Here is a 13,104-nt window from a genome sequence, read left to right on the forward strand (position 1 = left end):
CCCTCAGCGCGGGCGAGCCGCAGGTTGTTCGCCGGACTTTGCCAGCGCGGCGCTCAGATGATCGCGGATGTCGCTGTTGGCGGGAGCGATGGCGGCGGCCGACTTCAGCAATGGCAATGCGCGGTCCAGCCGACCCTGTTCGGCCAGCAGCCAGCCCAGCGTATCCATCACCGACGCATCCGCCGGCGCCAACTGATATGCCTGCTCGGCAAGCGCCAGCGCGCGCGGATCTTTTTTCTGCTGATACAACCACGCCAGGTTGTTGAGCGCCATCGCGTGGCGTGGCGACTGCTTGAGAATCAGCTCCAGTTGGGTCTGGCTGCCGGCAAAATCCTTCTGTGCCATCATGCTGCTGGACAGATACAGGCGCGTCGTCTGGTCTCCCGGATGGGCGTCCAGCCATTGCAGCACGCGGCTGCGGGCTTCGCGCGCCTGGCCGGCCTGCAGCATGGCGCTGTGCAGCGGTATCAGCAGCTCGCCGGATGGCTGCATGTCGTACGCCTTGCGGTACAGCGCCAATGCCGGTTGCACGTTCTTTTGCGCCATCTGTACATCGGCTTCCAGCTTGTAGGGCAGCGCGGTATTGTTGGCGATCTTCTGGAAACCACGCACAGCCTGCATGGCCTTGGCGTAAGCGCGCTGATCCAACAGCAGCCTGATCAGGCCGATTTGCGCGGGGGGATAGTTCGCCTGCAACGCCAGGGCCTTGTTCAGCGCTTGCAGCGCGCCGTCGTTGTCGCCGGTGGCGCTGCGCAGGACCGCGATACGCACTTGCACCTGAGGCGAGCTGGGCTGGACCACCGCCAGCTTGGTCAGATTGTCCAGCGCGGCATCGTTGTTGCGGCTGCGAAGTTGCAGTTCAGCCATGAAGGAAAGCGCTTCCGCATTGGCCGGGTTGGTCGCCAGCAGCTTTTGCATCAGCACCAGCGCCTTGGGCAACTGCTTGTTACGCACATGGAATTGCGCCAGCATCAGGTTCAGCTCCAGCGCGTCCGGATGCTCGCGGACTGCGCGTTCCAGCCAGACGCCGGCCTGTGCCGCATGCCCCTGCGAGATCGCCAGATTGGCCAGCGCCGTCATGATGTCGGCGTTCTTGCCATCCTTGGCCAGCGCTGCTTCCAGTCGCAGTCTGGCTGGCTCAGGCCGTTTGTCGGCCAGGTCCATTTGCGTCAGATTATCCAGCGCCGGCAGGTACACGGGGTCGAGCGCCAGTGCGCGCTCGAAGGCGGCCCGGGCGCCGGTACGGTCGCGGTTCATCAGCAGCACGCCGCCTTTCAGGTTTTGCACCATGGGATTGTCGCCGTTCTGGCTTTCCAGCTGCTTGACGGCGGCAAGCGCCTTGGCATAGTCCTTGTTACGCAAGTGGGTCAGGGCCAGCAGCACGCCGGCGCGCGACGATTTGCCGTCCAGTGTGGTTGCACGCTCCAGCTCGGTGACGGCGCGCGCGGTGTCGCCCATGCCGATGTGGCTGACGGCGATCGCCGCATGCAGCATCGAAGTCTGTGGCGCCAGCGCGCTGGCTTTCTCGAAATAGCTGGCGGACTTGGGATACTCCCTCAGCCGCATATAGAGTTCGCCGGCCAGCGACATCATTTCCAGATCCTGCTGATTGCCGTCGAACAGCGGCTCGACGATGGCCAGCGCTTGCGCGGGATTGCCGGTGGCCATCAGCACCGCGGCCAGCTGCTTGCTCGCGTAGGCATGGCCGGGATGCGCCTCCAGAAATTTTCTCAGGTGCTGTTCGGCTTGCGGATAGCTGGCGAGACCGCGAAGTACCGTTCCCATCAACAGATTGCCGGGCAAGTGATCGGGGGCGGCGCGCAATACGAGTTGCAGACGCTCCTGCGCGGCCGCCAGCCTGCCTTCCCTGAAGTCGAGCAAGGCCTGGGTATACGCGGCCATCAGGCTGTTCGGCGAGATCTTGCGCGCTACAGCGAGCTCGGCTCTGGCCTCGTTCAGTTTTCCGGTTTGAATGTACAGGCTGGCGATATCGATATGCGGCTGCACCAGCTCCGGCCCCAGCTTGAGCACATGCTGATATGCCGTCAATGCGCCTGCGGTCTGTCCCAGCGCGCGCAGCAGGTCGCCTTGCAGACGCAGGGCGTCGATGTCGTCGGGCGCCGCTTGCACTGCCTGGGTAGTCAGACGCAAGGCCGTCTCCCGATCGCGTGCCTCCAGCGCCAGCCTCGCCAGACCCAGCAGGGCGCCTGGCTGCCTGGGATGTCCGGCCAGCACTTGCTCGAAGACCGCGCGCCCTTCGTTCACGCGGCCCAGGCCGACCAGGGCGTGGCCACGCAGAACTTGTAATTGCGGCTGCTGCGGATCAGCCTTGATGTCTTCCAGCAGCTTGGCGTACTGGCCCTGCTGCAGCAAGCTCTTGCCCAGCAGCGGCAACACCGTGGCGGGCGGCATGCCCAAGTCCAGGGCGCGGCGCAATTCCTTGTCTGCCGACAGCACGTCGCCGGCGCCCAGATACAGCTGTCCCAGCATCACCCGCGCGGGGCCGCTGGAAGGGGTGCGTTGCAGGACATTCTTGAGCTGGATCACGGCGGCGCGTGTATCGCCACTGGACAGGTATTGCCTGGCCTCCGACATCAGTTGCTCGTCGCTATGTATGCGGCCGCAACCGGCAAGCAGCAGCACTATCCACAAGACACGCAACATGAGGCTCTCCCTGACGAACGGTATGACTAGAGTAGGAAGTCTCATCGCGCGGCCCTTTGATCGATCGCAAACGGACACGCCTTGCGCTGCAATCGGCACCCGTTTGCGCCACCTCAACAGCAGGGCGGGCCCGCTCCGTAGAATCGGCCGAGACGTGTGTCCAACGCTTAGACGCGAGGTGGCTTATGGAAGTCGTAGCCGTGGTGGGACTGGGATATGTGGGCTTGTCGCTGGCGGTCGCTTTCGGTTCGCGCCGCCGCACCATCGGTGTGGACTTGTCGGCGCGCAAGGTCGCGAGCTACCGGCGCGGGATCGATCCGGGCGGCGAAGTCTCCGCTGAACAGTTCGGCGCGGCAAGCTGGCTGGAAATGGGTTGCAATGCCGCAGCGTTGAGCGAGGCCGACTACATCGTGGTCGCGGTGCCAACGCCGGTCGACGCCGCGCACAATCCGGATTTCTCCGCGCTGATCGGCGCCAGCCAGTCGGTGGGCCGCTACATGAAGGCCGGCGCCGTGGTGATTTACGAGTCCACCGTCTACCCCGGCGCGACCGAGGAAGTCTGCATCCCCGTGCTGGAGCAATGCTCGGGCCTGCGGTGGCAACGTGATTTCCACGTCGGCTTCTCGCCCGAACGCATCAATCCCGGCGACAGCGAGCACACGCTGGCAACGGTGCGCAAGATCGTCGCGGCGGACGACGACGCCACGCTGCAACGCGTCGCCGCATTGTACGAGGAAGTGGTGTCCGCCGGCGTGCACCGCGCCTCCAGCATCATGGTCGCGGAGGCGGCCAAGGTCATCGAAAACACCCAGCGCGACCTCAACATCGCGCTGATGAACGAGCTGGCGATCATCTTCGACCGGCTCGATATCGATACGCTGGAAGTCCTGCAGGCCGCCGGCACCAAGTGGAATTTCCTGCCATTCCGTCCCGGACTGGTGGGCGGCCACTGTATCGGCGTCGACCCCTATTATCTGACGCACAAGGCCGAGATGCTGGGCTATCATCCGCACGTGATCCTGGCCGGGCGTCGCATCAATGACGGCATGGCCAAGTTCGTAGCCGAAAAAACCGTCAAGCACATGGTGCGCGCAGGGTTCAAGCTCAAGGGCTGTCATGTCAACGTGCTGGGGTTGACGTTCAAGGAGAATTGCCCGGATCTGCGCAATTCCAAGGTGGCCGACCTGATTGCCGAACTGGAGTCCTACGGCCTGCAAGTCCACGTCCACGACCCGGTGGCGGATCCGGACGAGGCCCACCATGAGTACGGCGTGCAGCTGCAATCCTGGGATGCGCTACCTTGCGCCGAGGCCTTGATCAGCGCGGTGGCGCATCGCGAGCTCACCGAAAGGCCGTTGCATCAGATCCGTGCCAAGATAGTCCAGGACGGTTGTTTCATCGACCTCAAATCCCAGTTCGACGAACGGGCTTTGCGCGAGAGCGGGCTCAGCGTCTGGAGGTTGTGATGGCCGACTATGAAAACGGCACACCAGCCACCTCAAGCTACCAGGATGCGCGCGAGCATCTGCTGCTGCGGCAGTACCGCTGGGTGATTACCGGCGTGGCGGGCTTCATCGGTTCGAATTTGTTGCAGGCGCTGCTGGAACTTGGCCAGCGCGTCGCCGGCGTCGACAACTTCCTGACCGGCTATCGCCACAATCTGGACCAGGTCAGGGATGCCGTCGGCGCGGAAGCCTGGCGCCGGTTCGAGCTGATCGAAGGCGACGTTCGCGACGTGGCAACCTGCGCCCATGCCTGCGACCGGGCCGATTTCGTGCTGCACCAGGCCGCGCTCGGCTCGGTGACGCGCTCCCTGCGCCAGCCGTTGCTGTGCAACGACATCAATATCGGCGGCTGGCTCAATGTGCTGGACGCCGCGCGGCTGGCCGGCGTACGGCGCATTGTGTACGCAGCCTCCAGCGCCAGCTACGGCGACCACCCGGCCTTGCCCAAGCAGGAGGCTCATATCGGCAGGGCCTTGTCGCCGTATGCGCTGACTAAGTACGTCAACGAACTGTACGCGGATGTCTACGCGCGCTGCTACGCCACCGAAACGATAGGTCTCAGATATTTCAACGTGTTCGGTCCGCGCCAGGATCCGTCCGGCGCTTATGCCGCGGTTATTCCGCAATGGATCGCGGCGATGATAGGACGACACCGGCTGGTGATAAACGGCGATGGCGAAAGCAGCCGGGATTTCTGCTATGTGGCCAACGCCGTGCAGGCCAATCTGCTGGCCGCGCTGACCGACCGCAAGGACGCCGTCAACCAGGTCTACAATGTCGCGCTCAATTCCCGCACCAGCCTGAACGAACTCTACTTGATGCTCCACGGTCTGCTGGTGGAACGCTATCCCCATCTGCGTGACTTCCAGCCAGAGTACGGAGAGTTCCGTGCTGGCGATGTCCGGCATTCGCAGGCGGACATCGCCAAGGCCAGGGAGCTGCTGGGCTATATGCCGACTCACGACTTGCGGCGCGGACTCAGGCAGGCTTTGCGCTGGTATGTCCACTATCTGGGTGGCTGACTGTCAGCACCCGGTGCGCGCCCCGAAAATCCACGGTGTGCAGCGTGACCGGTTTGCGCCAGATGCGCGCCACGTAATTGAGCACCTGTTCTGCCGCCGTCAGGTCCAGGCCGCGGCCGTCGCTCGCATGGTCGTGCCTTAACACCAGGCTTCGATCGTCATGCACGCGCTCGACAGCGATGCGCGGCGCGCCGTAGTTGTACCTGGGACGCAAGATAGCTTCCCGCACCGCCTGTATGTCTCGGCTGAGTACGCGTGCTTCGCCATCCTTGCGTACCTGGTAGCTGAACAGATCCAGATGGTCCGCCAGCGGCGCATCCAGGTAGTTGCGGATGAAGCCGAAATCGTCCTCTTCAGCGCAAATGCGGCGGGCCGCCTCGATTCCCTCCCGTTCGACGATGTGCTCCCACATGCTGAAGCCCAGATGGTAGGGATTGATCGCCAGGGCCAGCTGATGCTCCCCCGCATACGGACGCACGACATCGGAATGCACCTTGAGCGCCTGCAGGTACAACTGATGCGGCAGGAAGTCCGCTTCGCGCAGCAGGCGGGCGTGCCAGTAGCATGCCCAGCCTTCATTCATGATCTGGCAGGCATGCACCGGATAGAAGTAGAACGATTCCTCACGCACCGCCAGCAGGATATCGCGCTCCCAATCCTGCAGTTCCGGCGCGTGGCGGGCAATGAACCACAGCAGATCGTATTCCGGGTGCGGCGGCTGGCGCGGACGCTCCACCGGCGCGGTGCCTGCCGCTTCCCCGCCAGGCAAGGACGAGTAGCGCTGCTGAAATGGTCCGGGCTGCGGAGGCTGCGCCGGCGTGCCGATGGGGTAGGGCGGGCGATACAGCTCCTGCTGGATGTCGATGTGCGGTTCCAACGCGAGCGCCGCGTCGAGCACGGCTTCGACGGCGGGGCGTCCGTGGCGCGTCAGCGCGTGCTCCAGCCGGTGCGCCCTCGCGGCACTCTGTTCCAGGATATGGCCGCCGGCCATCGTCATGAAGCGTTCGAACAAGGCGTTGCGGCGCACAAAGTCCGCGTGGCCGATGACATGGGCCGCCACGAGTGTGTTTTCGGCCAGACTGTTTTGATTCATCAGGTAGGCCCGGCAGGGATCGCCGGGGAACATCACTTCAAAGATGCGCGAATGCCCCATGTTCTGATGCAGCAGCTGGTGGATATAGCGCAGCCCGAACGACCAGTGATGCATGCGTACCGGCACGCCGTAGACTGCAATTTCCAGCATGAAGTTCTGCGGCACCAGTTCGAAATCGACCGGGTAGTATTCCAGCCCGAGCTCGGCGGCCAGTTGTTCGATGCGCGCGGTGTAGTCTTCCAGCGTGCTCATGCCTTGTCCTCGGCGGCCGCCTGCCGCACCAGGAATTGTTTCAGCGCGGAGACCACGTCTTCAGCTTGCGTCAGCACCACGCTCGATAGCGGCAAGCCCTGGCGTTCACGCTCCTTCCACAGCCGGCCCATTTCGGTCTCCAGCATGCGCGGCATGCCGGGCAGGGTTTCTACATAGCCGAGATAGTTCATGCGGCCGGCCAATTGCCCCAGCAGCTGGCTGGCGGCCATCCGGTCTTCCGAGAAGTTATCCCCGTCCGAGGCGTAGAACAGATAACTGTTGTAGCTGGCCGCGTCATAGTGCTCGTCCAGCAGCGATTGCGCGAGGCGGAAGCCGGTGGACGCCATGGTGCCCCCCATGCCGCTGACCTCGAAAAAATCGCGTTCGTTGAATTCCCACGCGCGCGCCGCATGGGCAAGAAAGCGCAGCTCCACATGGCGGTAGCTGCGCCGCAAGCCTTGCAGCGCCAGGAAGAAAAAGGTCTTGGCCAGACGCCGCTCGGGCTGCGTCATGCTGGTGGACACATCGAGCATGAAGAGCACCACGGCGCTGCTGCTCGGACGCGGCCGCTCCACCAGTTGACGGAAACGCAGATCGTCGTTGGTGAACGGCGCCGGCGCGCCCTGCACGGCACGCCGTTTGATCGCCTCCTTGACAGTGCGGCGCCGATCGAGCCGCGAGCGGGCGCCGTGCTTGTCCCAGCCGCGATGCACAATCTCGGGCTGGTCCAGCGTCGCCCGGCCGCGCGGCTGGAGTGACGGTAGCTGAAACTCCTGCCACAACCAGTCCAGCAGGTCGTCGATGGCGAACTCCATCATCAACGTCACCTCGCCCGGCGCCTGTCCTGCACCGCCACCATCGGTGGACTGTTCGTCCGCTGGCAACAGCAGGTCGCCCGGCTGCCCCGGCCCCTGGCCGGCGCCCGTGTTGCTATTGCCCTCGGCCAGGCGAAAGCGCGCGTGTTCGAGCAGGCGCAGCGGTACCTGCACGCTGCGTTGGCCCGCATCGCTCATCAGATCGGGCGAGGAAATGATATTCGGCAGATGGTCGCGGACGGCGCTGCGGACCTTGTCGTTATGCCGCAACCAGTCGCGCGCGCCGCGAGAGAACAATTCGTACCAGTCGCGTTGGCGGCTCTGCATCGTCGGACCTCATTCCTGCGCCAGTAGCGTGGTGACATAGTTCAGCGCCTCGCGGGCGCCATGGCTGTCGTAGCCATATTCGTCGACCAGGCGGTCTTCGACGGCGGATATCTTGGCGCGCACATCGTCATCGGGACGTTTGCTGGAACTGACCAGCCGCAGCACGTCGCGCCGCTGTTCGAACAGATATTGTTGCAGGGCGTCGCGCAGCTGCGCATGACTGCCCAGGCCGAAGGGCTGGCCGCGCTTGTAGGCGCTCATGGCCTTGCGCACCACTTCCTGCCGGAACGACTGCTTGCCGGAATCGGAGATCGCGATCTTTTCCTCGACCGCACGCAGAAAGCGTTCGTCCGGCCGCCGCTCCTCGCAGGTGATGGGGTCTTTCACTTGCCGGTTGTCCAGCATGGCCTCCACCTCGTCCAGGTACTTGCCCAGCAACTCTTCCACCTCTTGTTCGAACGAGACAAACAAGGCCTTGTGCACATCCTCCTTGACCCAGCGATTGTAGAAATCCTTGCGGGTCAACACCAGGTAGTCCACCCATTTGCGTTTGCGCGCCGATTCGATGCGGGCGTCGCTCTCGATGCCATCCTTCAGCGCCAGCAGCAGGTCCATGGTGGTCAGGCTGCTGCGGTGCGACTGGATGATGGCATTCGACAGGGCATTGATGACGAAGCGCGGCGAAACCCCGGACAGGCCTTCGTCCGGCGCCCGGTCCTTGCCGCGTATCCTTTGCGCCTCGGCCTGGTGGACGCCGTCCACGTCCTCGCCCGCGTGGATGCGCACCCGCTTGGCCAGTTCGCCGTCGCGCTCCTCGCCTTCATGCAGCCGGGTCAGTACGGCGAACACGGCCGCTGCGTGCAGCACATGCGGGTCCAGATGCACGCTGCGGAAGGCCGGCGCCGCCGCCAGGATCAGCTTGTGATAGATGCGCGCCTCCTCGCGATAGTTCAGCGTATAGGGCACTTGCACAATCACCATGCGGTCCAGCAAGCCTTCGTTCTCGCTCTCCTGCAGGAACTTGCGGAACTCCGCCAGATTGGTGTGGGCGAGGATGGTCTCGTCGAGATAGATCAACGGAAAGCGCGCCACCTTGACGTTTTTTTCCTGCGTCAGCGTCAGCAGCAGATACAGGAACTCGCGCTTGACCTTGAGGATTTCTATCATCTCCAGCATGCCGCGGCTGGCGGCGTACACGGCGCCGGACCAGGACCACGCGCGCGGATCGCCTTCGTCGCCGAACTCGGCCACCTTGGACAGGTCGACCGAGCCGACCAGGTCGGCGATGTCGGCGGTGTTCGGGTCATGCGGTGCGTAAGTGCCGACGCCGCTGCGCCCGGCTTCGGAAATGAAGATGCGCTCGACCGGCATGCGCAGGAAATCACCGTTCAACTCGTGCTCAAGCCTGGCGCGGCAGTGCGGACACAATTCACCGGCCACCTCCACGCCGTAGGTTTCGCGGAAGCCGGAGCGCATGGTGTGCGGCACCAGATGCAGCGGCGATTCATGCACCGGACAGCCGGCGATGCCGAACAGGGCGCCGGCATCGGTGTAACTGTATTCCTCCAACCCGCGCTTGAGGCGTATCACCAGCGTGGACTTGCCGCCCGACGGCGGTCCCAGCAACAACAACAGCCGCCGGCCCACCTCGGACCCGGCGGCTGCCGCCTTGAAGTAGTCGGCCACGCGGGCCAGCGCATCGTCGATGCCGAACAGCTCGTCCGCGAACAGCGTACAGCGCAGCTTGCCGTCCTCGCCTTGCTGGCCGCTCCAGCACAACATGTCCCAGATGTATTGATGCGAGCTGCGCGCGAACTGGCAGGGCGCCGCCGGCAGCACCTGTTCCATGAACTGCGCGAAGCTGCCGCTCCAATGCCCCGCCCGGTGCTGACGCGTGAAGGCGTGCAATTGCTCCCTGTATAGTTCGCGTTGATCCATCGCCGCATTCCCTCCTGTGTGGTCAGCACATTCGAGTATCTGCGCTGGCGCAGGCTGGTCGTATGATCCGCGTCAAACGGAATCGGGGATTTTTATGGCTGAAAATCAGTCAACGCGGTCCCATGGCGGCGTGCCGGCGAATTCCTCGACCAGGAAATCGATCATCACCCGCACCTTGGCGCTCAGGTGACGGCGGCTGGGGTAGACCGCCAGCACATCGATATCGGGCATGTGGAAATCCGGCAGCACCCGCACCAGATCGCCTGCGCGCAGGTCGGCGCCGACCAGGAAGCTGGGTTGCCAGATCACGCCCAGGCCGCCGAGGGCGGCGCTGCGCGCGGTGTCGCCGTTGTTGGTGTGCATGACGCACGCCACCTTGACCGTGTGCGGCTGGTTTTGCGCATCGAGCATCTGCCATTCGTCGGCGGTGGCGGCGTAGCTGTAGCCGATGCAGCGGTGCCGCAGCAGGTCGGACGGCTGCAGCGGCATGCCGTGCCGGGCGATGTAGGAGGGCGCGGCGCACAGGATGTTGTGCGACGTGGCCAGCTTGCGCGCCACGTTGGACGCCGAGCCGGCGCGCGAGATGCGGATCGCCATGTCATAGCCTTCCTCGACAATGTCGACCACGCGGTCGATCAGCGCCACGTCCAGCTGCACGTCGGGATATTTCTTCATGAATTTGGCCCACAGCGGCGCCAGATGCAGCACGCCGAAACTGAGCGGCGCGTTGATGCGCAGCACGCCTTGCGGCTGCATGGTGGCCGAGGAAACGATCGCTTCGGCCTCGGCCACATCGTCCAGGATGGACTTGGCGCGCTCGAACAGCGCCTCGCCGCTGGAGGTCAGCGACATCTTGCGCGAACTGCGGTTCAGCAGCCGGGTTTGCAGATGCGCTTCCAGGTCGCTGATGTAGCGGGTGACATTGGCGGGCGAAGTATCGAGCGCATCGGCCGCGCGCGCGAAACCCTCCCTGCGCACCACCTCGACGAATACTTCCAGCGCGCGCAACCTGTCCATACACCACTCCCATTCATGTTTTATAAAGTATAAATCAGCAACACAATAAAAAAGCCGCAGCACCTGAAGGGTGTTGCGGCTCGATGGCGGGCAGGAAATTCGCTCAGCGCGGAATGTAGTTCACGTTGGCGGCTTCCTTGATCACGCGGCCGGCGCTGATGGCGGTGTTACCGCCCTGGACAGCCGCGGTGTTGCCGTGATACATGCCAACCAATCCCACTGCCGCCTGGGCATCGCCCGCATTGGCGGCACGCTCGAACAGTTGTATGGCTTCGTTGCGCTTGGCCGGGTTGGACAGATAACGCAGCGCCAGTTCGCGCTGGGCTACCGGCGAGCCCTGGTCGGCCCATTCCTGCAAGCGGCGCTCGGCGGCGGCTTGGCCTTGCGGGCCCGCTTGTGTAGCGATGGCTTCAATCACGGTCGGCGAGGGTACCGCGTCTTCCTGCGCCTGGCAGGCGATCAGCGCGCCCACCAGAACCAGTACCGACGATACCAGCACGCCAGACTTGTTGAATAATTCCATATTTTAGTTACCCTTGGTTAAAGCAATACCACTGTCGGCGAGGAAAGCCTTCCTACAATTCTGTCCAAGGCTAAAACCTGAGACCGTCTGCTGCGGCACTTCAGGTCCGGCGGACGCGTCTTCCACGCTCCGTCGCATTGCACCATTATACTTGCACTGAGACAAATTATCAATTGCGCAAGATGCCATGGCGCAATAATTTCCTCTTTCTATTGTACAAACTTGCAAAAAAACATGGCGCACACTAGGTACCGCCTTGCTAGTCTGCTGTTACTTGCCAGTCCGGAGGGGATATTATCACGAAGCTTTTACGGCTCCTGATTGCAAGCCGATAATCGGGGTAACAATTGTAACCATTCGTTAAGGTGCGGCGAAAAGCCGCGGAACGGTGTCTTTGGTTGCAATGCAACACAAATAAAAATTCATATTTACTGAACAATATGCCCGAATTTAGTTGAGCGCAATCTTTGCGTCGGGATAAATCGTTGAGTGTGGCGCAGGAATCGACAGTGGCAGACAAAACAGCACTGCTACCGCTGGTAATAGTGGTATGGAACCAGCCCGACTAAGCCTGGGTCGTCTGTCCGTTTTGAGGCGCGTTACGTTGCAGCCATGCGTCGGCAGACTGCAGTACCAGCTGGTATTCGGACTCCAGCGTCGCAAACAGAGGCGGGATCTGGTCCAGCTGGCGCTCGGCCACGGCTTGCTCCAGCTTGAGCGAGGCTTCCACCAGCCGCTTGGCGCCCAGCGTGCCGATTGAACCGCGCAGGCTGTGCAGTGTCTTGCCGGCGTCGGTGTAGCGCTCCTCGCGCAGCGCGGTGGCGGCTTGCTGCATCGGCGCCATGCCGGGCGCACAGGCGTCGCGCACGATTTTCGAGACGATGGCCAATGCCTTGCCGTCATTGCCCATGTATTTGAGCAAAGTATCGACCGAAAAAATAGTCTCTTCGGATGCCGGCGGGGTTGCGTCAGACATGCATCGCTCCATGAAAGTGGATTTTTTATCGATCATACTCTTTTCATGCGTGCACCACGTTGTGGCGTGTTGCAATTATGCAGTATGTCGGCCCGCTATTGTTGTCCGTCATGGAATTGCTGTGCCAGCGTTTGCAGAGGCGTGTTGGACGGCGGCGGCAGCGTCACGCCGGCCGGCGGCGCCACGCGCACCGGCTTGCTGCCGGTGGCGGTCGAATGCAAGACGTTGGCCGTCGCTTCAGGCGCGGCATCCCAGACCGGCTTGTCCAGTCCTTCGAACACGCTCTTCAGTTGATGGCCCCAGGTGTTGCGTATCATCTGGAAGTATTGATTGCGCTCGTCGATGGTGACGAAATGGGTCACGGCCAGCTGTTCGTTGCCGTAGACCAGCAAATCCAGCGGCAGTCCCACCGACACGTTGGAGCGCAAGGTGGAATCCATGGAAATCAGCGCGCACTTGGCGGCGTCGTCGAGGCTGGTGGCGGGCGTCACCACGCGGTCGATGATGGGCTTGCCGTACTTGGCCTCGCCGATCTGGAAATACGTGCTTTCGTCGTGCGATTCGATGAAATTGCCGGCCGAATAAATCTGGAACAAGCGGCAGCGCTCGCCCTTGATCTGGCCGCCGAAAATGATGCTGACATTGAAGTCGATGCCGAACTCGGCCAGCGCCTTGGCGTCGCGTTCGTGCACCTGGCGCACGGCGTCGCCGAGGATGCGGGCGGCCTCGTACATGTTGGTGGCGGTCCAGATGCTGCGGCCGTCGGCGTTTTGCTGCTCTGCCACCAGCTGGCGTATCGATTGCGAGATCGACAGATTACCGGCGGTCATCATCACCATCATGCGCTCGCCGGGAATCTCGAACACGCTCATCTTGCGGAAGGTGCCCACCTGGTCCACCCCGGCATTGGTGCGCGAATCCGATAAAAACACCAGCCCGGCATCCAGGCGCATGCCCACACAATAGGTCATC

At 63.0% G+C, this 13,104-nt stretch carries 10 protein-coding genes; 2 read left to right on the forward strand and 8 right to left on the reverse strand.

Annotated features, from left to right (window positions below):
• Positions 1 to 3: 3 nt before the first annotated feature.
• Complete coding sequence (gene prsT / locus GEV02_RS02390; RefSeq protein WP_174998931.1) at positions 4 to 2,664, reverse strand: XrtA/PEP-CTERM system TPR-repeat protein PrsT; 2,661 nt, start codon at positions 2,662 to 2,664, stop codon at positions 4 to 6.
• Between the two features lie 185 nt (positions 2,665 to 2,849).
• On the opposite strand from prsT, the gene GEV02_RS02395 reads away from it, so the two are divergent.
• Together GEV02_RS02395 and GEV02_RS02400 are read left to right on the forward strand one after the other, a co-directional pair.
• Complete coding sequence (locus GEV02_RS02395) at positions 2,850 to 4,130, forward strand: nucleotide sugar dehydrogenase (RefSeq protein ID WP_152836329.1); 1,281 nt, start codon at positions 2,850 to 2,852, stop codon at positions 4,128 to 4,130.
• Positions 4,130 to 5,191, forward strand: a complete 1,062-nt coding sequence (locus GEV02_RS02400) for an SDR family oxidoreductase (protein ID WP_152836330.1) — start codon at positions 4,130 to 4,132, stop codon at positions 5,189 to 5,191. The genes GEV02_RS02395 and GEV02_RS02400 overlap by 1 nt, the downstream gene beginning before the upstream one ends.
• Here GEV02_RS02400 and GEV02_RS02405 read toward each other — a convergent pair.
• The 7 genes from GEV02_RS02405 to GEV02_RS02435 all read right to left on the reverse strand — a co-directional run bounded on the left by GEV02_RS02405 (position 5,148) and on the right by GEV02_RS02435 (position 13,103).
• Positions 5,148 to 6,536 (reverse strand): SpoVR family protein, encoded by a 1,389-nt coding sequence (locus GEV02_RS02405; RefSeq protein ID WP_152836331.1) that lies wholly within the window; start codon positions 6,534 to 6,536, stop codon positions 5,148 to 5,150. The genes GEV02_RS02400 and GEV02_RS02405 overlap by 44 nt on opposite strands.
• Positions 6,533 to 7,678 (reverse strand): DUF444 family protein, encoded by a 1,146-nt coding sequence (locus tag GEV02_RS02410; protein ID WP_152836332.1) that lies wholly within the window; start codon positions 7,676 to 7,678, stop codon positions 6,533 to 6,535. The genes GEV02_RS02405 and GEV02_RS02410 overlap by 4 nt, the downstream gene beginning before the upstream one ends.
• Before the next feature lie 9 nt (positions 7,679 to 7,687).
• Positions 7,688 to 9,616: a serine protein kinase gene (locus tag GEV02_RS02415; protein WP_152836333.1), complete on the reverse strand. Its 1,929-nt coding sequence runs from the start codon at positions 9,614 to 9,616 to the stop codon at positions 7,688 to 7,690.
• A gap of 105 nt (positions 9,617 to 9,721) precedes the next feature.
• Entirely contained in the window at positions 9,722 to 10,633 is a 912-nt protein-coding gene (locus tag GEV02_RS02420) for a LysR family transcriptional regulator (RefSeq protein ID WP_152836334.1), read from the reverse strand.
• Positions 10,634 to 10,736: 103 nt separating this feature from the next.
• On the reverse strand, positions 10,737 to 11,156 hold the full coding sequence (locus tag GEV02_RS02425; RefSeq protein ID WP_152836335.1) for a hypothetical protein: 420 nt from the start codon (positions 11,154 to 11,156) through the stop codon (positions 10,737 to 10,739).
• 565 nt (positions 11,157 to 11,721) lie between these two features.
• Positions 11,722 to 12,132 (reverse strand): Hpt domain-containing protein, encoded by a 411-nt coding sequence (locus GEV02_RS02430; RefSeq protein WP_152836336.1) that lies wholly within the window; start codon positions 12,130 to 12,132, stop codon positions 11,722 to 11,724.
• A gap of 95 nt (positions 12,133 to 12,227) precedes the next feature.
• Positions 12,228 to 13,103 carry a proteasome-type protease gene (locus GEV02_RS02435; protein WP_152836337.1) on the reverse strand — a complete coding sequence of 292 codons (876 nt, stop codon included), beginning with the start codon at positions 13,101 to 13,103 and terminating at the stop codon, positions 12,228 to 12,230.
• Between the last annotated feature and the right edge of the window lies 1 nt (position 13,104).

It is taken from the genome of Rugamonas aquatica (genome assembly GCF_009380215.1).
Classification (GTDB): Bacteria; Pseudomonadota; Gammaproteobacteria; order Burkholderiales; family Burkholderiaceae_D; genus Rugamonas; species Rugamonas aquatica_B.

What these genes read in the sequence shown, in the direction of transcription:
- prsT (WP_174998931.1), bottom strand. Translation starts at nt 2,664, where the DNA reads ATGTTGCGTGTCTTGTGGATAGTGCTGCTGCTTGCCGGTTGCGGCCGC.
- GEV02_RS02395 (WP_152836329.1), top strand. Translation starts at nt 2,850, where the DNA reads ATGGAAGTCGTAGCCGTGGTGGGACTGGGATATGTGGGCTTGTCGCTG.
- GEV02_RS02400 (WP_152836330.1), top strand. Translation starts at nt 4,130, where the DNA reads ATGGCCGACTATGAAAACGGCACACCAGCCACCTCAAGCTACCAGGAT.
- GEV02_RS02405 (WP_152836331.1), bottom strand. Translation starts at nt 6,536, where the DNA reads ATGAGCACGCTGGAAGACTACACCGCGCGCATCGAACAACTGGCCGCC.
- GEV02_RS02410 (WP_152836332.1), bottom strand. Translation starts at nt 7,678, where the DNA reads ATGCAGAGCCGCCAACGCGACTGGTACGAATTGTTCTCTCGCGGCGCG.
- GEV02_RS02415 (WP_152836333.1), bottom strand. Translation starts at nt 9,616, where the DNA reads ATGGATCAACGCGAACTATACAGGGAGCAATTGCACGCCTTCACGCGT.
- GEV02_RS02420 (WP_152836334.1), bottom strand. Translation starts at nt 10,633, where the DNA reads ATGGACAGGTTGCGCGCGCTGGAAGTATTCGTCGAGGTGGTGCGCAGG.
- GEV02_RS02425 (WP_152836335.1), bottom strand. Translation starts at nt 11,156, where the DNA reads ATGGAATTATTCAACAAGTCTGGCGTGCTGGTATCGTCGGTACTGGTT.
- GEV02_RS02430 (WP_152836336.1), bottom strand. Translation starts at nt 12,132, where the DNA reads ATGTCTGACGCAACCCCGCCGGCATCCGAAGAGACTATTTTTTCGGTC.
- GEV02_RS02435 (WP_152836337.1), bottom strand. Translation starts at nt 13,103, where the DNA reads ATGACCTATTGTGTGGGCATGCGCCTGGATGCCGGGCTGGTGTTTTTA.